Here is a 19,517-nt window from a genome sequence, read left to right on the forward strand (position 1 = left end):
ATACAAAAGAAACCGCCAGCGTTGAATCCGCTGCCGGCGACGGGGAAGCGCCGTTGACTGCCGCGGTGCAGCAGTTCGATATTCTGCACATCGACATGCCGGACGCCCCCGGCCGGAAACGGGGCGCGATGCCACGAAAGGATCATCGAAACGACACTGGCAAAATCGCCAAAGAGCCCCCATAGTGTGCTTGTCGCAATCGCCCACTGGAGCATCATGAGTACTGCACGTCATACCCAAAGCGCGGACCTTCTCGACCCCCCGCGAAGAAGCCCTGACCTCGACGTCAGGGACCTGGAAAAACGTACACGCCTCATGCGCATCGTGACTCGGCTGATCGCCGTGTCGGATCTGGGATGCCGAGAGATCGCCCGCCGCGCCGGCCTGCCGGCACAGAAGGTCAGCGACCTGCTCGCTGGCCGCCTGGAGCACCTCTCGGTCGACGAGCTGCAGATTCTGCATCGCACCATCGATCCACACCCCACGGCGCACTGACGCCGCCGACGCGGCAAGCCGTCTGAAGCCTTTCTTGCATCATGCCCCGCCGGACCACCGGTGGGGCGTGATGGTTTTCGGGCCATACTCCGCCCTCTTCCCTCGCGGATCCGCCCTTGTTTTTTTCTTCGCCTCGAATAGCTTTTCCCTTTCTTACCAGTCAGTTATGCCTACATTAAGGGAGTATTAAGAGCTTGCTAACCTTCCCTTGACGCATATCAAGACCCTCGACCTTGGTCGCAGCTAATCTCTCCGGTGTCACCCCCTTTCTTCCTGTCGCAGGGCGATCCCCCGCGACACCCAGGCCACCGGAGGCGCCATGGACCACCTTCGCCGCTCCCTTCTCGGCCAGCTGGCCCGCCTCAGCGCGGGTGCCGCCCTGATTCCGCTCTCGAGCGTTGCCAGCGCCGGCATCAACAGCCAGCCGCCACGCCGAGAAGGCGACCCCACCAAACGCTACGGCATGCTCATCGACCTGCGCCAGTGCATCGGCTGCCAGGCCTGTACCGTGTCGTGCCATATCGAGAACGACGCCCCCATGGGCAAGTTCCGCACCACCGTCTCCCAGTATGAGGTCGAGCATCAGGAGACCGGCGAGCTCGCTACCTTCATGCTGCCGCGTCTGTGCAACCACTGCGAGAACCCGCCCTGCGTGCCGGTCTGCCCGGTGGAGGCGACCTTCCAGCGCCAGGACGGCATCGTGGTGGTGGACAGCGACCGCTGCGTGGGCTGCGCCTACTGCGTCAACGCCTGTCCCTACGACGCCCGCTTCATCAACGACAAGACCCAGACCGCCGACAAGTGCACCTTCTGCGCCCACCGCCTGGAAGCCGGCCTGCTGCCGGCCTGCGTGGAGAGCTGCGTGGGTGGCGCGCGGATCATCGGCGACATGCGCGACCCCGAGAGCCAGATCAGCCGCATGATCGCCGAGCACCGGGACGAGCTGATGGTGCTGCAGCCCGAAAAGAACACCCTGCCCCAGGTCTTCTACCTCGGCATGGACGAGCGCTTCATCACGCGCCCGCTCGCCGAGCCGGTGGCCCTGGAAGTCCTCGACCCCCACGGCAAGGAGATGGGTTATGAATTCCATGGCCATTGAGCTGCTCGCTCCCCGCTACGCCATCGCCTGGTACCCCTGGGCGGTGCAGTACTTCTTCCTGATCGCCCTCTCCTACGCCACCCTGTGGCTGGCGGCCCCGGCGCTGGTGTTCGGCAAGAAGCGCTGGCTGCCCACCGCTCGCCTGGCCATGCTGGCCTGCCTGACCACCACCCTGGTGGCACCGGTGGCGCTGCTCGCCGACCTGCACCAGCCGCTGCGCTTCTGGCACTTCTACGCCTACGCCACCTCCAGCTCCTGGATGTCCATCGGCAGCCTGCTGCTGCCGCTCTACGTGGTGGGCGTGCTGCTGCTCGCCTGGCTGGCCTGGCGCCCCGCGCTGCAGGCCAACCGCCAGGCCCCTGGCCTCGCGGGCGTGGTCGCCCGCCTGCTGTCGTTCGGTGACGCCCCCACCCCGCGCGCCCTGCTGGTGCTGGTGGGCCTGGGCACCCTGGCCCTCTCCACCGGCATCATGCTCTACACCGGCGCCGAGCTGGCCATCGTCAAGGCGCGCCCGCTGTGGAACACCGTCTGGCTGCCGCCGATGCTGGTCGCCACCGGCTTTATCGCCGCGGCGGGTCTGGTGCTGGTATTGAACCGCATCAGTGGCATGCGGGATCTCGCCAGCAGCAGCCAGATGCTCAAGGTGCTGCTGGGCGCCTGCGTGGTGGCCGGGATCGTCGCCGGCAGCTGGTTCCTGGACGGCATCAACGCCAACGTCGGCTCGGTGGCCGCGGCGCTCGATTCCGTGCGCGCAAGCCCCTCCTGGCGCAGCACCGCCCTCTGGGGCGGCCTGACCGGGGTAGCCCTGTTCGGCGCCGTGCTCTACCTGCTCACCCGCCCCGCCGCCCGCCGGCCGGCCCTCTTCGCCTGGGCCTGGGTGCTGGGCCTGGTGGCCATCCACATGGGCTGGATGTTCCGCTGGGTGGTGCTGATGGACGTGCAGCACGTGGCCCGCAACAGCGCCGGCTTCCACCACTACGGCATTCCCGCCGGCTCCTCCGGCCTCCTCGGCATCGTCGGCACCTTCGGCCTGTGGCTCGCCGCGGCCCTGGTGATCGACCTGCTGATCCCGTGGCGCCAGGCGCGCCAGGGCGGCAGCGCCGCCGACGTTTCCCCCTCCGACAGCAACGCACAATCCGACGCCAAGTCCGTCGAAGGAGCGCCCAGCCATGGCTAAGTCACCCGTCGATACCTCACGCCGCCGCCTGCTCAAGGGCGCCGTCGCCGCCGGCGGTGCCGCCACCTTCGTCGCCGGCTACTCCGACCCCCTGGCCAAGATGGCCAAGGGCGTCACCGGCAGCGCCGGCGAGAAGCCGAAGGATCGCATCCACGGCAACTCCCTGGCGCCGGAGTACCGGGTCGATCTCGACACCGGCGAGCTGACCCTCAACCCGGACCAGCGCACCGCCTTCACCATCTGCTACGGCTGCACCACCCAGTGCGGCGTGCGGGTGCGCGTCGACAACGAGAGCGACCGGGTGCTGCGCGTCTCCGGCAACCCCTACCACCCGCTCTCCGCCGACGACCACCTGCCCATGCGCACCCCGGTGGCCGAGGCGCTGCGCCACGTCAGCGCCTTCGGCGGCCAGGGCCAGGTCAACCGCTCCACCGCCTGCGCCCGTGGCAACGCCATGATGAGCCAGCTGGAGAGCCCCTTCCGCATCGACCACTGCCTCAAGCGCGTGGGCGGGCGCGGCGAGCGCCAGTGGCAGAAGATCTCCTTCGAGCAGCTGATCGAGGAGATCTGCGAGGGCGGCGACCTGTTCGGCGAGGGCCACGTGGACGGCCTGCGCGCCATCCACGACCACGACACCCCGATCGACCCGGAGAACCCGGAGTACGGCCCCAGGGCCAACCAGCTGATGGTGATGGAGGCCACCGACTACGGCCGCTCCGACCTGCTCAAGCGCTTCACGCTGAACGCCTTCGCCACCCGCAACTACGGCCACCACGGCGCCTACTGTGGCCTGGCCTTCCGCATGGGCTCCGGCGCGGTGATGAATGATCTGGGCGCCAACGCCCACGTCAAGCCGGACATCCAGAACGCCCGCTTCATCATGTACATCGGCTGCGCGCCGAGCCAGGCCGGCAACCCCTTCAAGCGCCAGGGCCGACTGATCGCCCAGGCCCGAGCCGCCGGCACCCTGGAGTACGTGGTGGTGGACCCGGCACTGAACGCCTCCACCTCCCACGCCGCCGAACACAACCGCTGGGTGCCGATCCGCCCCGGCACCGACAGCGCCTTCGCCATGGCCATCATCCGCTGGCTGCTCGACAACCAGGGCTACGCCAGGGCGTTCCTGGAGCTGCCGGGCAAGGCCGCCGCGGACGCCGCCGGCGAGGCCACCCACTCCAACGCCACCCACCTGGTGATCGACACCGAGGACCACCCGCGCCGCGGCCACTTCCTGCGCGCCAGCGACCTGGGCCTGGTGGAGGCCGACAGCGACGACGACGCCCCCATGGTGGTGGTCGACGGCGAGCTCGTTCACGGCGAGGAGGCGATGGCCGCCGAGCTCTTCGTCGACCGCGAGGTCGAACTCGCCGGTACGTCGGAAGGGCCTGGCGCCACCGTACGGGTGAAGAGCAGCATGACCCTGCTGCGGGAGTCAGCCCACGAGTTTGAGCTGGCCGAGTACGCCGAGCACTGCGGCATCCCCGAGGCCACCATCATCGAGCTGGCCAGCCGCTACGCCAGCCATGGCCGCCGCGCCGTGGTCAACTGCCACGGCGGCATGATGTCCGGCAACGGCTTCTATTCCGCCTTCGCCGTGCAGATGCTCAACCTGCTGGCCGGCAACTACAACATGAAGGGCGGCAGCGCCGTGGGCGGTGGCACCTTCAGCGGTACCGGCGCCGGCCCGCGCTACGACCTGGCCAACTTCCCCGGCAAGCGCGGCCCCCAGGGGGTCTTCCTCTCCCGCTCGCGCTTCCCCTACGAGAAGTCCTCGGAGTACCGCCGCAAGGTGGAGGCCGGCGAGAACCCCTACCCGGCCCGGGCGCCGTGGCGCTCCTTCGCCCCGCCCACCCTCACCGAGCACCTGCCCTCGGCGCTGGATGGCTACCCCTACCCGATCAAGGCGGTGATCGGCTGCATGGCCAACCCCATCTACGGCCAGGCCGGGCTCGAGGCGATGATCGCCGACAAGCTCAAGGACCCGAAGCGCCTGGGGCTCTTCGTGGCGGTGGACGGCTTCATCAACGAGACCAACCGCTACGCCGACTACATCGTGCCCGACTCGGTGATGTACGAGGTGTGGGGCTTCACCGGCGCCTGGAAGGGCGCGCTGGGCAAGCTGACCACCGCCTGCTGGCCGGTGGTGGAGCCGCGCCAGCAGAAGACCGACGAAGGCGAGCCGGTCTCCATGGACAGCTTCTTCATCGCCGTGGCCCGGCGCCTGGGCCTTTCCGGCTTCGGCGACGAGGCAATCCCCGACGCCGACGGCAAGCTGCACCCGCTCAACCGCGCCGAGGACTACTACCTGCGCGCCGCGGCCAACATCGCCTTCCAGGACGAGCCGCTGCCCGAGGCCGACGAGAGCGACATCGCCCACGGCGGCATCGCCCCGCTGCTGCCGCGCCTCGAGCGCACCCTCAAGGCCGATGAGCGCGGCCGGGTGGCCTACCTCTACGCCCGGGGCGGGCGCTTCCAGGACGCCAGCGACCACTTCCGGGGCGAGCGGCTGACCAACGCCTGGCGGCGCACGCTGTGCGTCTACAACGAGGTGGTGGGCACCAGCATCGACACCATGACCGGCGAGCCCAACCGCGGCGTGCCCGGCCACAGCCTGCCGCTGCTGGCCAACAAGCAGACCATGCGCGAGGTGTTCCCCGAGGAGGCGTGGCCACTGCTGGCCTTCTCCTTCAAGTCCAACCTGATGAACTCCTATGCCATCGGCAACGAGCGGCTGCGCATGATCAAGCCCTACAACCCGGTGCAGATGCATCGCCAGGATGCCGAGCGCTTCGGCATAGCCCACGGCGACACCATCCGCATCGAGAGCCCCGGCGGCAGCGTGGTGGGCCTGGCGCTGGTCAGCGAGAGCGTGATGCCCGGCTCGCTGGGCATCGAGCACGGCTACGGCCACCGGGACCTGGGCGCCACGCCCCATGTGATCGACGGCGAGTCCCAGCCGGACATGCCCTGGCTGCGTGCCGGCATCAACATCAACGACCTGGGCTTCCGGGACCCGACCCGCAACGTGGACGGCACCTGGCTCGAGCCCATCAGCGGCGCCAGCGTGCGCCAGGGCCTGCCGGTGAAGGTCAGCCGCGCCTGAGCCAGCCGCGCCCGAGTCAGCCACTGCAACGCAGAGCGCCCCCGCCGGGAAACCGGCGGGGGCGCTGTCGTCTGGCAACCCTGTCAGCCGCAGGGGGCTCAGTCCGGCAGGTCGGTGACCGCCCCCGTCGAGGCGGAACTCACCGTCCGGGCGTACTTGGCCAGCACCCCGCGGGTATAGCGCGGTGCCGGCTGCTGCCAGGCGGCGCGGCGGCGCATCAGCTCCTCGTCGGAGAGGTCGACGTCGATGGTGTCGGCCTCGGCGTCGATGGTGATCATATCGCCATCCTCCACCAGCGCCAGGGGGCCGCCGTCGAAGGCCTCCGGTGTGACGTGGCCCACCACGAAGCCGTGGCTGCCGCCGGAGAAGCGCCCGTCGGTGATCAGCGCCACCTCGCTGCCAAGCCCCCGGCCCATGATCGCCGAGGTCGGCGTGAGCATCTCGCGCATGCCGGGCCCGCCCCGGGGCCCCTCGTAGCGGATCACCACCACGTCGCCGGCCGCTACGGTGCCGTCGTTGATGCGCGCCTGGGCCTCCTCCTCGGAGCCGAACACCCGGGCGGTGCCGGAGAAGCGCGTGCCCTCCTTGCCGGTGATCTTGGCCACCGCCCCCTCCGGGGCCAGGTTGCCGTGCAGGATGCGCAGGTGGCTCTCGGCCTTCACCGGGCGATCCAGCGCCGCGATGATCTGCTGGTCGTCGGGATAGGGGGCGACACTCGCCAGGTTCTCGGCCAGGGTCCTGCCGGTCACCGTCAGGCAGTCGCCGTGCAGCAGGCCGGCATCGAGCAGCGTCTTCATCAGCGGCTGGATGCCGCCGATGGCCACCAGCTCGCTCATCATGTAGTGGCCGCTGGGACGCAGGTCGGCCACCACCGGCACGCGCTTGCCGATGCGGGTGAAGTCCTCGAGGGTCAGGTCCACGCCGATGGTGCGGGCCATGCCGATCAGGTGCAGCACCGCGTTGGTGGAACCGCCCAGGGCGATCACCACGGTGATGGCGTTCTCGAAGGCCTCCCGGGTCATGATGTCGGAGGGCTTGAGGTCGCGTTCTAGCAGGTCGAGCACCGCCGCGCCCGCCGCCTCACAGTCCTCGCGCTTGTCGTTGGAAACGGCGTTCTGCGCCGAGCTGCCCGGCAGGCTCATGCCCAGCGCCTCGATGGCCGAGGCCATGGTGTTGGCGGTGTACATGCCGCCGCAGGAGCCCGGCCCGGGGATCGCCGTCTCCTCGATCTGCTTGAGCTCGATCAGGTCGATGTCGCCGCGGCTGTGGGCGCCCATGGCCTCGAACACCGAGACGATGTCGGTGTGGCCCTTGCCGGGCAGTATCGTGCCGCCGTAGACGAAGACGCTCGGCCGGTCGAGCCGCGCCAGCCCCATCAGGCAGCCCGGCATGTTCTTGTCGCAGCCGCCGATGGCCACCAGGCCGTCGAAGCCCTCGCAGGCGGCCACCGTCTCGATGGAGTCGGCGATCACCTCCCGCGACACCAGCGAGTACTTCATGCCCTCGGTGCCGTTGGCGATGCCGTCGGAGATGGTGATGGTGTTGAAGATCACCCCCTTGCCACCGGCGGCATCCGCCCCGTCGCTGGCATGGCGCGCCAGCTCGTCGATATGGCTGTTGCAGGGGGTGAGGTTGCTCCAGGTGGAGGCAATGCCCACCTGGGGCTTCCTGAAGTCCTCGTCGGTGAAGCCGACCGCGCGCAGCATGGCGCGGCTGGCCGCCTTGCCGGGGCCATCCACCACCGGGGCGGAGTGGCGGCGGCGGGGATCCTTCGGGGTATCGCTCATGGCAGGGCTCCTGTGACGATGGCGTGACCCTCAGAGGGTGGCCCTCCAGGCCCGGCATGACAAGCAATGGTGCCCATGCATCGAAACGGGGCAAGGCCCCTGACGGGCTGCTAGAGTGTCTCGCAGCTCATCGCTACCCCTTGGAATCGATTCGCTCATCAACCACGACAAGGAACGTGACATGGACCCACACTCCCAGGAACTGCTGCGCGACATGGTCGAACCGCTCTATCGCGGCAAGTTCTGGATGCAGCTTACCGGCGTGATGCTGATCCTCTCCGGTATCCTCACCGCCCTCTCCATCGTCGGCCTGGTCGTGGCCTGGATTCCGATCTGGGCGGGCTGGGTGCTGATGCAGGCGGCGGGTGCGGCCGGCCGGGTCTTCGAGAGCGGCGACGCCCGGGACATGAAGTTCGCCCTGGGCAAGCTCAAGACCTACTTCACCATCTTCGGCGTGCTGATCCTCATCTACCTGGCCATCGCCGTGGGCGGAATGCTGTTCGGCGCCGTCGGCATGATGGGCATGATGGGCGGCCACATGTAGTCACCGGAACGACCCCGTCACGAGAGCGCCCCTGCCGGTAAACCGGCGGGGGCGCCATTGCCGTATCCGAAGGCAGAACCTATACTTTATCGCAAAATGCGATAGAGCAGCCGCCATGCATGTCATCACCCAGAAGCGCATCTGGGAAGCCAAGCAGAAATGGCCGCAGGCCGCCTCTGCCCTGGATGCCTGGTATCGGCTCATGAAGTCGAGCGAGCCCGGCAGCTTTGCCGAGATGAAGGCGCTGTTTCCCGCCACCGACAAGGTCGGCCGGCAGCATGTCTTCGATATCGGCGGCAACAAGATTCGTCTCATCGCCGTGGTGCACTATCGCTTCAGGAAGGTCTATATCCAGTACGTCCTCGATCATGCCGAATACGACAGGGGCACCTGGAAGGAGTGAACATGAACAGCATCGTCCAACAGGCGGCCGCCCACTGGCGCTTCGTGGCCCCCCTGCTCAATGCCCCAGAATCGGAAGACGACTACGATGCCCTGGTCGCAGCGCTCGATGAGCTGCTGGAGCTGGTCGGAGACGACGAGGAGCACCCCCTGGCGAGCCTCGCCTCTCACATGGGTGACCTCATCGAGGAGTACGACGACGCCCACCGCCCGATGCCTGAAGTGAGGGGGGCCGACATGCTCCGCCACCTGATGCAGTGGCACGGCCTCGACCAGTCGAGCCTGCCGGAAGTCGGCACCCAGTCGGTGATCTCGGAGATCCTGAACGGCAAGCGACGCCTGAACGTTCGCCAGATCAAGGCCCTGACCCAGCGCTTTGGGCTGCCCGCCGACCTCTTCCTCGACTGAGGGGCGCCTGCTCTCTTCCCCTGAGCAACGCCCACCGCAACGGCTACCCGCCCTGCCCGCACAACCCGCTCAGCGCGGCACCACGGCGTCGTGGAAGGCACGCTCCTTCGCCACCGTCTCGCGGAAGCAATCGGCCATGCGGGTGAAGGCGGCATCATCGAGCGCTTCGGCCTCCTCGTCCAGGCGGCGCCGCAGCCAGGCGACGAAGTCCTGGAAGGCGGGGTTGTCGTGCAGGTCGATCCACTCCCCCACCAGCGGGTGCAGCCCCTCGGCGCGGGTGACGCGCAGCGCCCATTCGAGATAGATCCACTCGGTGACCACCAGGGCGGCGAGGATCTCCGCGTAGCCGCCGGCGCGGCCGGTCTCGCGCAGCAGCGCCTGGAAGGCCCGGGTCTCGGGCAGGTAGTCCGGCGCCTCGCGCTGGGCGGCGGGCACCGCGAAGGCCTCGAAGGTGCGCTGGAAGGTGCTGTCCTCGTCGCTGGTCAGCATGCCCATGAACTGCCCCAGCACCACCCGGTCTTCCATGCTCGGCGCCCGGCCGATGGCGAAGCCGATCAGCGCGGTGAAGGGGTCCACGAAGCCGTAGTCCTGCACCATGTAGGCGGCGAAGTCGGCACCGGAAATCCGCCCCTCGGCCATGGCGTCGAACAGCGGGTGGTTCACGGTGGCGGACCAGTCGGGCTCGCTGATCTCGCGCAGCCAGTCGGTGAGGCGCGGTGCGTCCTGCTGCGCGGCCCAGGCGAGCCAGTCGGCGCGGGTGGTCATCGGGCGTCTCCTTCGAATATCGGTTGGAACCTCGCCCCCGGGCGGCGCCAGGCGATCAGCAGGCTCGCCAGGGTGGAGGCGACCAGCGCCCCCAGGAAGGGCGGAAGCGTCGGGATGCTGTCGGGGAAGGTGGCCGCCAGCACGCCGGCGGAGAGGCTGCCCAGGGTGACCCAGCCCGGCAGCACCGCGCCGAGCAGCCCCGCCACGCCGCCGGCCACGGCGGCGAGCGGCGACATGCGCCGCCACAGGCCCAGCAGCACCGGCACCACGATGGCGGCACACAGCAGGTCGGCGATCAGGAACAGCCGCAGCACCGAGAAGCCTTGCAGGGCCACCCACACCACCGGCACCATCAGCGCCACCGTGACCAGGCGCGCCGCCCGTACCGAGAGGCCGCTCCGGCCGGAACTGGCCACCGCCATGGAGGCGATGGCGTTCTGTAGCGTATCCACGCTGGAGGCCACCAGGGTCACCGCCAGCACCAGGGCCGGCAGGCCCAGCCAGGCCGGCGCCGCGGAGAGCAGCGCGAAGAAGGGAATCGGTGGCTCGCCCAGGGGCAGCGCGTGCATCGCCGCCAGCATGCCGAGCCCGCCGATGGCCATCACCACCAGCAGGCTGCTGGTAGCGCCCAGCAGCGCTCCGCGGCCCAGGGCGCGGTCGTCCTCGGCGGCCCAGATGCGCTGCCAGTAGCCCTGGTGGAAGAGGTTGGCCGCGGTGACGGCGATCACCAGGGTCAGCGCCACGGAGAGTGCGCTGCCGGTGGGAATGCTTGGGATCATCGCCCCGGCCGGCATCGGCGGCAGCCACCACCAGGCCACGCCGCCCACCAGCAGCAGCAGAGCCAGCAGCAGCCAGGCCTGCCAGCGGTCGGTGGCGAGGCTCGCCCGCAGCCCGCCCAGGGTGGTGTAGACCAGGGTGACCACCGCCACGCCGAGGATCACCAGCGCCGGCGGCACGTCGGAGAGCAGCGCGGCGATGGCGCCGATGGCGGTGAGTTCGGCGGCCAGGAAGATCGCCATGTAGGCCACCGAGACGAAGGAGACCCAGCGCCGCACCCCGGCGCCGTAGCAGGCCTCGGCGAACTCGCCGATGCTGCGCCCCTCCGGCAGGTGGCGGCGGATCGCCGGGCCGTAGAGCCCCAGCACGATGAAGGGCAGCGACGAGCCGATGGCGTAGCCGGCCAGTGCCACCGGCCCCACGAAGGCGCCGATCTCCGGCGGCGCGAAGAGGATCCAGGCGCCCATGCTGGAGGCCAGGAAGGACAGGCCGATGGCCTGGGCGCCTTGAGAGTTGCGGGCGGTCACATAGTCATCAAGCAGGCCGTCGGCCCGGCGGGCCCGCAGGCCCAGGAAAGCAAAGCAGAGCAGCGCCGCGCCGAGCACGGCAGACGTCAGGTAGGGCATGTCGCACTTCCTCCGCCGGTGTGAACCGGATCAGGTTCCAGGGTCGGCGCGTGGCCCTCTCAGCCCCCGCGGATGCGGCGGGACTCCCCTGGCGACAAGTGAATGAATTGTGGGATCCCCGGCTCAAGTCGCCGATTCGGCGGCCGATAATCCGAGGATCGAGGGGCATCATAGCGTCGCCCCGTTCCGTCGACCACCCCCGAGCCGGACACCAGCCCATGCCGTTCAACGAAGCCAAGGAACACGCCCCGGGTCGCCTCCACGCGATCTTCGCCGAGCCCTATACCGCCTTCGACAACCTGGTGACGGAGCGCCTGCTCCACCTGCGGGTGGCCGTCCAGGCCCTCATCGGCGCTCCCCTGGCAGAGGGCAGGCTGGTGCTGCGGGTGATCCACGGCTGGGAGAACGGCGGCTTCGAGCCCGCGGACCTGAAGCACAGCGACCATCGGCTGGGCTCGCTTTCGGATCTGCGGCGAGTCGCCGAGGCCTATCGCCACGCCTTCGAACGGCAGCGGCCCCTGCCCCGCGACGACGCCTCGCTGCTCGCCGAACCGCTGGCCCGGGCCATCGCCGCCGCCGAGGCGAGCGGCCAGGCGCTGAACGAAGAGACCCGCACCATCCCGGCTCGCTGGCCCGCCTTCACCCGGGGCCTGACCCTCTATACCTTCTTCAAGGTCTACCACCGCCTCACCTACGGCGAGGACGACCCCTACCGCGCCATCCACTGCCAGACGCCGGAAGGCCCCCGCGAGATCCACGAGTTCCACCTGGAGGAAGGGGAGTTCGCCGTCGTCTCTCCCGCCGAGGGCGAGGCCGATGACAGCGTGCTGCTGCTGCACGAGAGCCAGCTGATGCCGGTGCTGACATTGATGGAGGGGGCTCTCGCCCAGGCCTGATTCCGGCGTTTACTTCTTCTCCCGCGGCAACCTGCCCATCAGGTAGAACTCCTCATTGGGCGGCGTGCCGGCCAGGGTGACCAGACGGTTGGACATGCCGAAGAAGGCCGCGATGGCGCCGATGTCCCAGATGTCGTTCTGGGTTAAGCCGACCTCCAGCAGGCGGGTCTGCCATGCGTCGGTGAGTTCGCCCACCTCCAGGCCACAGTGCATGGCGAAGTCGATCATCGTAGTGTGGCGCTCGCTCAGGCCGGCGACGCGGTGGTTGACGGCGACCTGGTCCGCCAGCAGCGGGTCCTTGCTGTAGATGCGCACCAGGGCGCCGTGGGCCACCACGCAGTAGAGGCAGCGGTTGCGGGCGCTGGTGGCTACCACGATCATCTCCTTCTCCGCCTTGGTCAGGGTGTCGGACTCCCGCTCCATCAGGGCGTCGTGGTAGGCGAAGAAGGCGCGGAACTCGTCCGGGCGGTGGGCCAGCATTAGGAAGACGTTGGGGATGAAGCCGGCCTTCTCCTGCACTGCCAGCATGGCATCGCGGATGTCCTCGGGCAGGTCCTGGATCGACTCGGGGATGGGAAAACGGCTGATCGGGGTGGTCATGGTGGCTCCTGGCGTTGTGGTTGTTGTCGCCGAACCAAAATAGCAGCTTACGTCAACGTCAACATGCCTGCCAAAGTCGTATACCCCGAAGACAGAGCCGCTACGCTGGCCGCGCCTCCTCGAAGAGTTCGGCGGGCATGGGATGGGCCAGCTCCCAGGTCATGGCGATAGGCCGATCTCCCTGGTAGCTCTTGAGGGCCTTGGCCTGTCCCAAGAAGATAAATGGCGCTGTTTCCCCTTCGATCCGCTTCGTCAGGCGGGCGAAGAAAAGGATGGTGTAGCCGCGCTCCTCAAAATGCAGATAGTTCTGTCCCGTTGCGCTGGCCTGACTGGTGTTTGACTGACTTTCCCAGTGCAGCAGCGTGCGGCTGATGGGGTAGTCGCGATAGCGCGTGGTGGGCGAGAAGTCACTTTCATCCTTCTGGAAGGTCACCAGGTGGATATAGGCGCGAATCTCCTTAGCATGGATCACCCCCACGCCGGTGGCGCCCGGCTTCTCCAGACTGGCCAAGCCTAAGGCCGCCTTAATCTCGGCGTTCCCATAGGTGCCGTGCAGCAGCAGGTCGCTTTCGAACGGTAGATCAATGAGAGGATGTAGCGGCACCTGCTGGTGAGCCCTCCGCCAGGCGGCAATCTCGGCGGCATCGGCCGCGATACTTGGGTTGGCACACCACTTCCGCAACGACTGCTCGAGACTATCGACACCAACCCGGCCGCCCTTCTGGCCCCACAGCAGATAGTGCAGCGCCGTTTGTCGCGAGGTGTCATAGCGCCCCAGGGCCTCTTCGACGCCTTCCGATTGGCCCAGGGTCTCGATGGCGGAGAGCAGTTCGGGATCGCTGCGCAGCGCGATACGCGAAAGGGCCTTGCGCGCCTGGTCGATATCGGGATCAACGGGCATCGCTTGGCGGTCGGCCAAGGCTTTCCACTCGGACCAGCTGCGGCGCGAGAGCACCTGCACCGGTGTCAGTCCAGTCACCTCCAGGAAACGGCCAAAGGTGAGCGGTTTCCCGACCTCTTCCGACCAGGTGCGCAGTGTCTCGGGGATAAACTGATTCAGCTCGGCCAGCACCGAACGGATCTTGCCGAGCACTCGCTCTCGTGCGACCCGCTCAAGCTGAATGCTGCAACCGGGTGGAAGACTGGGGAAGTCGGCTTCCACCTCGCGATCCAGCCGCTGGCGCCGTCCAGACAACAGCGCCGTGAACTTGGTGTCTAGCCGATAGCGACGGTGGGTCTGCCCCACGAAATCCAGCACGGTGAGACACTCCTTCCCCGGCGCGTGGCGCAACCCACGCCCTAACTGCTGGAGGAAGACCGTCAGGCTCTCGGTAGGTCTCAGGAACATCACCAGGTTGATATCGGGAACATCGACACCTTCGCTGAGCACGTCCACGGTGAACAGAAAGGGCAACGCCCCTTCGCGGAATTCACGTAGCCGCTCGTCACGAATCTCAGTCGGCGTGTCACCAACAATCACAGCGGCCCGGTACGCTTCGCCCAGCCGATTGAAACACTCGGCCATATACTCGGCATGGCGAACTCCGGCGCAGAACCCCACCGCGCGCACGCCATGCAGATCGGGCTGATAGCGCTGCAATGCCTGCAGGATGGTGTCTACCCGCTGCTTGGCACGCAAGTCATCGCCGGTTAGCAGATTCTCCAGCTGCCGGGCGTCATAGCGGCCATTGCGCCAAAGCGCATCGTCACTGAGATCGACGCTGTCGCTGACCCCAAAATAGTGGAAGGGACACAGCAGCTTCTCTTCCAGCGCCTCGGGAAGGCGAATCTCAGCGGCGAAATCGCCATCGAAGTCCGGCAGGATACTGCTGCCGTCCATTCGCTCGGGCGTGGCCGTCAGCCCCAGCAACACGGCAGGCTTAAGCTCCTCGAGCAGAACCCGATAGCTGCTGGCGGTCTCATGATGGGCCTCATCGATCACCACATATTGGAAATGCTTGCTCCCTGACATTTCCCAAGGCCGGTGACGGTTCAGCGTTTGCACCGAGGCAAATAGGTGGCGGTGTTCTGTCGGCACATGCCCACCCACCCAGAGCTCGCCGAAGTTCTGATCACGCAGCACGGTGCGGTAGCAGGCCTGAGCCTGTTCCAGAATCTCCTTACGATGCGCGACGAACAGCAGCGGCACCTGCCGCCCTTCACGTTCGCATACCCGTCGATAATCCAGCGCCGAGATCACGGTCTTGCCAGTACCGGTGGCCGCTACCACCAGATTACGACACGAGCCGCGCTGGCGTGCGGCGCCCAGGGCTTCCAGTATTCGAAGCTGGAAAGGCCGAGGCGTGATCTCGGCGAAGAAGGTCGCCCCACCTTGAGCGCGATCCTTATGCGCGGCGATGGCCCGACGAAAGCGCGGAAAATCCTCTGAGGTATAGGGCTCGAACTCATCGCTTTCCCAGTAGGCCGCAAACTCCGCCTCGAAGCGTTCGAGGATATGTCTCATATCCTGAGCGGTGACCTTGACGGTCCACTCCAGTCCCTGGGTCATCGCCGAGTGGGACATATTCGCCGAGCCGATATAGGCCGTGGAGTACCCGCTCTCTCGGCGAAAGTGGTAGGCCTTGGCATGTAGCCGAGTGCCGCCGGTGTCGTAGGAGACGCGCACGGTGACATTGGGCTGCAGGGTCAGCCACTCCAATGCGGTAGGATCGCTGGCCCCCATATAGCTGGTGGAGATCAGGCGTACCGGAATATTTCGGTCAGCCAGGCGCTCGAAGGCGGGCATCAGCAGCCTAAGCCCTGACCATTTGATAAACGACACCAGAATGTCGACGCCGTCGGCCGTGGCCATCTCGGCCCGCAGCTCATGCTCGAGGGGCGGATCATGCCCGAGCCCCGTCAACAGGGCGCTGGTCGCCAATGGCGTCGCCGGTCGAGGTAACCGATGGCTACCCTTTCCCAATTCGCTGAGTATCGGCTTATCGGTATCCAGCAGCTTCTTACGAGCCAGGTAGTCGAGACCATCGGTTGCCGAAATCAGCTCGATAAGACGGTTAAGCAGCGGCAGCCGGCTCTTCTCATCGACAATTCGCAAGGCCTGATGTAGCAGCTGACCGAGAAACTGAGCATAGGCATGGGGCGCTGTCTCATCGTCGAGCTTACGCATCACTGGCTTGAGTTCAGGGTGGGCATCCAGTAGCGCGCTGAGCTCGTCATCGAGCAGTCGTTCGTAGAGCCCTTCCGGTAACCGTTCCATGGTGTCTCCTGGCTTGTGCTTGTTAACTAAGCCCTTCACATGTCGACTTCGTCAATCTGGAGTCCATGCAGACCAACGTCTGAGGCCGCTCCAATCGCACCGTCTCTGGCCACTCAGGACGACAGGAGGAGCCTGCGCGTCACCACGCGGTTGCGGCTTTGCGCCTTGGCCTCGTACATCGCCGCGTCGGCCTCCGCGAAGAGGCGGTCGGCGGTGGACACCCGGCCATAGTCGTTGGAGCAGACCAGGCCGAAGGAGGCGGTGACCACGCGGGCCTCGGCTTTCTCGTTGGGAATGGCCAGTCCCTTCAGCGCCCGGCGGAAGGCCTCCATGGCCCGCTGCCCCTCCTCCGGGCTGTCGGCCTCGAGCAGCAGCCCGAACTCTTCCCCGCCCAGGCGGAAGAGATGATCGCCCGCGCGCCGGAAGTGCGCCTCGAGCAGGCTTGCCACGCGAACGAGCACCTCGTCGCCGGCCTGGTGGCCATAGGTGTCGTTGTAGGGCTTGAAGTCGTCGATATCCATCACCGCAAAGAGGATCGGCCGAGCGTGGCGCCGCCGGCGCTGCATCTCCTCGTCGACCAGCTCACGGAACTGGCGGCGGTTGAGCAGCCCGGTCATTGGGTCGGTGCGGGCCATTGACTCCAGCCTGCGATTGGCGGCCTCCAGTTCGCGGGTACGCTGGTCCACCTCGGTCTCCAGCCGCTGGTTCAGTGAGCGCTGCAGCTCGTGGGTGTCGCGCTCGGCGGCGAGCTTCTCGTTCTTCAGCAGGTTGATCTTGTAGGCCAGCCCGAAGGCCAGCAGCAGGAACTCCAGCCCGGAGCCGATCTGCAGGGCGTTCTCGGTGAGAGAGTTGTAGGGCAGCACCCCGGCCACGCGCAGGTAGTAGAGTCCGGCCCCCACCAGCAGCACGCTCCAGGCCAGCAGGAATATCTGAGCCAGGCGGTCACGCCGCAGACTCAGCCAGGCGGCGATCCCCAGCAGCAGCGCGAAGTAGACGATGCCCGCGGGGATCATCATCCGGAATACCAGCGCATAGTGGCCAAGCAGCGCCGGCAGTGCCGAGAGCAGGAGCAGCCCGGTCATGCCGATCAGCGCATGCCCCAGCCGAGGGGCACGCCGGCGCAGGTCGAGGAAGTCGAGGCTGAACAGCGTCAGGGTCAGGTAGAGCAGCCCGCTGGTGAGCGCCACCATCTGGTTGTTGAAGGTCGGCCAGCTCGGCCACCAGTACTGGAAGGCGAAGCCGCGAAAGGTGAAGTTGAAGACAAAGAAGGCCCCCAGGTAGGCCACGTAGAGCAGGAAGGCGCGCTCCCGGGTGGCCGAGTAGACCAGCAGGTTGTAGATCAGCAGCGCCAGCAGGGCGCCGTAGTAGAGGCTGTAGGCCATCAGCTCCTGCTGGGCCTTCTGGAGAAAGCTGGCGTCGCTGAGCAGGTAGAAGGGCGTGGCGTCGAAGAGGCCATCATGGGTGTCCAGCCGGAGCACCAGACGGCGCGACTCGCCGGGCGGCAGCTGCACCGGCAAAACGAAGGTGCGGTGGGCCACGGGGCGCGTGTCGAAGGCCCGGCGGTTGCCGGTCTGCCACTCGGCCACTACCTCCCCCGCCTCGTCGACCACCCAGGCGTCCAGGTAGTCGTGGAGTGGCATGGCGAGTTCCACCAGCCGGCGCAGCGAGCCCTCGCTTGCGTTGCTGAGCTCCACCTGGAGCCACCAGGCCGAGTCGGAGAAGCTGAAGTTGAGCGTCTCCTCCGCCGAGGGGCGCCAGGGCAACGGCGCCTGGGGATAGAGCAGCGCCTCGATGTCCAGGGCGCGATCGGCGTCCTCGAGCAGCTGCAGGTGCGGCCCCAGGTTGATCTCGCCGGGCGAGGTGCTCACCTCAAGGGCGGCACGGACCGGCGACGACAGCAGGCAGGCAAGCAGCAGCCAGACGGCAAGGGCCGACGGCAGGCGAAGGAAAGGGCAGGTCACTAGAGCTCCGGTATCGTATCCATACGATGCCTGCACTCTAGCAGCTTTGTCTGACCGCTCGGTCGAAGGCCATCAACGCACACGGCCCCGCCTCTCTCGAGGCGGGGCCGTGTTGCTACCGAGCGGGTGGGATCAGCTCAGCGAGATGGTGCTGTTGATGCCGCTGGAGACGTTCTCCGGCTCGAACCAGCGGGCGGTGACGGTCTTGGTCTGGGTCCAGAAGGCGATGGCCTGCTTGCCGTTGGGGCCCAGGTCGCCCAGCTTGGAGCCGCGGGAGCCGGTGAAGCTGAAGTAGGCCACCGGCACCGGGATCGGCACGTTGATGCCCACCTGGCCGACGTCGATGTCGCTCTCGAAGCGGCGCGCCACCCAGCCGGAGTTGGTGAAGATGGAGGTGCCGTTGCCGTTGGGGTTGGCGTTGATGAACGCGATCGCCTCGTCCAGGGTGTCGACGGTCACCACGCAGAGCACCGGGCCGAAGATCTCCTCGCGGTAGATGGTCATCTCGGCGGTGACGTCGGTGAACAGGGTCGGGCCGACGAAGTTGCCGTCCGGGTAGCCCTCCACCTGGTAGCCGCGGCCGTCCACCAGCAGCGTGGCGCCCTCCTTCTCGCCGGCAGTGATCAGCCGCTCGACGCGCTCCTTGGCCTGGGGGGAGACCAGCGGGCCGAGGTCGGCATCACGCTGGGTGCCGGGGCCCACCTTCATGCTGCGGGTGCCCTCGACGATGTCCTCCAGCCACTCACGGGCCTCGCCCACCAGCACCACCACGGAGTTGGCCATGCAGCGCTGGCCGGCGGCACCGTAGGCGGAACCGAGCAGGTTGTTGATCGCCTGGCTGCGGTTGGCGTCGGGCATGATCACGCAGTGGTTCTTGGCGCCCATCATCGACTGCATGCGCTTGCCGGCCGCGGCGGCGCGGTTGTAGAGCAGCGAGCCCACATGGGTGGAGCCGATGAAGGAGAGCGCCTTGATGTCGGTATGGTCGGCGATCTGGTTGGCCACGTCCGGGCCGCCGTGGACCACGTTGAGCACCCCGGCCGGAATGCCCGCCTCGTGGGCCAGCTCGACCAGCCGCATGGTGGAGCTCGGGTCCTGCTCGGAGGGCTTGAGCACGAAGGTGTTGCCGGTGGCGATGGCCAGCGGGAACATGAAGCAGGGCAGCATGATGGGGAAGTTGAAGGCGGTGATGCCGGCCCCCACGCCCAGCGGCTGGTTCAGGGTGTAGACGTCCACCTCGCTGGCGGCGTTCTCGGCCAGCTCGCCCAGCTGCAGGCTGGTGATCGAACAGGCGTGCTCCACCACCTCCAGGCCGCGGCCCACCTCGCCGGCGGCGTCGGGCAGGGTCTTGCCGTGCTCCTCGGTGATCAGCGCGGCCAGCTCGTCGGTGTTGTCGCGGATCAGCGCCTGGAGCTTGAGCATGATGCGCATGCGCTTGGCCAGCGGCACCTTGCGCCAGGTCTTGAAGGCCTCCTTGGCGCTGGCCACGGCGCGCTCGACCTCTTCGGCGGTGCAGAACGGCACCCGCGCGACCACCTCCTGGGTGGCCGGGTTGACCACGTCGCGCCACTCCTGGCTCTGGGACTGGATGGGCTGGCCGTCGATGTACATGGGGATTTCGCGGACTGACATGGGCGTGCTCCTCTCTGTGCGGTCGCTG

General features: G+C 67.4%; 15 protein-coding genes and 1 riboswitch. Of the genes, 8 read left to right on the top strand and 7 right to left on the bottom strand.

What is annotated here, in order from left to right; all coding sequences use genetic code 11:
• Positions 1-216: 216 nt before the first annotated feature.
• From NFC98_RS17990 to NFC98_RS14655, 4 genes are all read left to right on the top strand, one after another.
• The gene (locus NFC98_RS17990; RefSeq protein WP_086508322.1) at positions 217-495 is read left to right on the top strand and encodes an XRE family transcriptional regulator; all 279 of its coding nucleotides are present in this window, start codon (positions 217-219) and stop codon (positions 493-495) included.
• Positions 496-814: 319 nt separating this feature from the next.
• Positions 815-1,594, top strand: coding sequence for a sulfate reduction electron transfer complex DsrMKJOP subunit DsrO (dsrO, locus tag NFC98_RS14645; RefSeq protein WP_254275657.1), 780 nt, complete (start codon positions 815-817; stop codon positions 1,592-1,594).
• Positions 1,575-2,771 carry an NrfD/PsrC family molybdoenzyme membrane anchor subunit gene (nrfD, locus tag NFC98_RS14650; protein ID WP_254275658.1) on the top strand — a complete coding sequence of 399 codons (1,197 nt, stop codon included), beginning with the start codon at positions 1,575-1,577 and terminating at the stop codon, positions 2,769-2,771. Before dsrO ends, nrfD begins: the two co-directional genes overlap by 20 nt.
• The gene (locus tag NFC98_RS14655) at positions 2,764-5,874 is read left to right on the top strand and encodes a molybdopterin dinucleotide binding domain-containing protein (RefSeq protein WP_254275659.1); all 3,111 of its coding nucleotides are present in this window, start codon (positions 2,764-2,766) and stop codon (positions 5,872-5,874) included. The genes nrfD and NFC98_RS14655 overlap by 8 nt, the downstream gene beginning before the upstream one ends.
• 98 nt (positions 5,875-5,972) lie before the next feature.
• Here the strand turns inward: NFC98_RS14655 and ilvD are convergent, their stop codons facing one another.
• Positions 5,973-7,661: a dihydroxy-acid dehydratase gene (gene ilvD / locus NFC98_RS14660; RefSeq protein WP_254275660.1), complete on the bottom strand. Its 1,689-nt coding sequence runs from the start codon at positions 7,659-7,661 to the stop codon at positions 5,973-5,975.
• A gap of 181 nt (positions 7,662-7,842) precedes the next feature.
• On the opposite strand from ilvD, the gene NFC98_RS14665 reads away from it, so the two are divergent.
• The 3 genes from NFC98_RS14665 (at position 7,843) to NFC98_RS14675 (ending at position 9,015) form a co-directional block, all read left to right on the top strand.
• On the top strand, positions 7,843-8,205 hold the full coding sequence (locus tag NFC98_RS14665) for a DUF5362 family protein (RefSeq protein ID WP_169959183.1): 363 nt from the start codon (positions 7,843-7,845) through the stop codon (positions 8,203-8,205).
• Positions 8,206-8,320: 115 nt separating this feature from the next.
• The gene (locus NFC98_RS14670) at positions 8,321-8,608 is read left to right on the top strand and encodes a type II toxin-antitoxin system HigB family toxin (protein ID WP_253445154.1); all 288 of its coding nucleotides are present in this window, start codon (positions 8,321-8,323) and stop codon (positions 8,606-8,608) included.
• 2 nt (positions 8,609-8,610) lie between these two features.
• The gene (locus NFC98_RS14675; RefSeq protein ID WP_169959185.1) at positions 8,611-9,015 is read left to right on the top strand and encodes a type II toxin-antitoxin system HigA family antitoxin; all 405 of its coding nucleotides are present in this window, start codon (positions 8,611-8,613) and stop codon (positions 9,013-9,015) included.
• 69 nt (positions 9,016-9,084) lie between these two features.
• Here the strand turns inward: NFC98_RS14675 and NFC98_RS14680 are convergent, their stop codons facing one another.
• Together NFC98_RS14680 and NFC98_RS14685 are read right to left on the bottom strand one after the other, a co-directional pair.
• A complete protein-coding gene (locus NFC98_RS14680; RefSeq protein WP_254275661.1) occupies positions 9,085-9,780 on the bottom strand; it encodes a TenA family protein in 696 nt (231 codons plus the stop codon).
• Positions 9,777-11,183 carry a sodium:solute symporter gene (locus NFC98_RS14685; protein WP_254275662.1) on the bottom strand — a complete coding sequence of 469 codons (1,407 nt, stop codon included), beginning with the start codon at positions 11,181-11,183 and terminating at the stop codon, positions 9,777-9,779. Before NFC98_RS14685 ends, NFC98_RS14680 begins: the two co-directional genes overlap by 4 nt.
• Positions 11,173-11,283: riboswitch (TPP riboswitch) on the bottom strand. (Overlaps the previous gene by 11 nt.)
• A 118-nt stretch (positions 11,284-11,401) precedes the next feature.
• Here NFC98_RS14685 and NFC98_RS14690 point away from each other — a divergent pair.
• A complete protein-coding gene (locus tag NFC98_RS14690; RefSeq protein ID WP_254275663.1) occupies positions 11,402-12,079 on the top strand; it encodes a hypothetical protein in 678 nt (225 codons plus the stop codon).
• A 9-nt stretch (positions 12,080-12,088) separates the two neighbouring features.
• Here the strand turns inward: NFC98_RS14690 and NFC98_RS14695 are convergent, their stop codons facing one another.
• The 4 genes from NFC98_RS14695 to NFC98_RS14710 form a co-directional block, all read right to left on the bottom strand.
• Positions 12,089-12,679, bottom strand: a complete 591-nt coding sequence (locus tag NFC98_RS14695) for a peroxidase-related enzyme (protein ID WP_254275664.1) — start codon at positions 12,677-12,679, stop codon at positions 12,089-12,091.
• A 100-nt stretch (positions 12,680-12,779) separates the two neighbouring features.
• The gene (locus tag NFC98_RS14700; protein WP_254275665.1) at positions 12,780-15,896 is read right to left on the bottom strand and encodes a DUF3427 domain-containing protein; all 3,117 of its coding nucleotides are present in this window, start codon (positions 15,894-15,896) and stop codon (positions 12,780-12,782) included.
• A 113-nt stretch (positions 15,897-16,009) separates the two neighbouring features.
• Positions 16,010-17,857, bottom strand: coding sequence for a diguanylate cyclase (locus NFC98_RS14705; protein ID WP_254275666.1), 1,848 nt, complete (start codon positions 17,855-17,857; stop codon positions 16,010-16,012).
• Positions 17,858-17,989: 132 nt separating this feature from the next.
• Complete coding sequence (locus NFC98_RS14710; protein ID WP_254275667.1) at positions 17,990-19,489, bottom strand: CoA-acylating methylmalonate-semialdehyde dehydrogenase; 1,500 nt, start codon at positions 19,487-19,489, stop codon at positions 17,990-17,992.
• Positions 19,490-19,517: the final 28 nt, after the last annotated feature.

This window comes from Halomonas sp. 3H, from assembly GCF_024206005.1.
GTDB lineage: Bacteria > Pseudomonadota > Gammaproteobacteria > Pseudomonadales > Halomonadaceae > Halomonas > Halomonas campaniensis.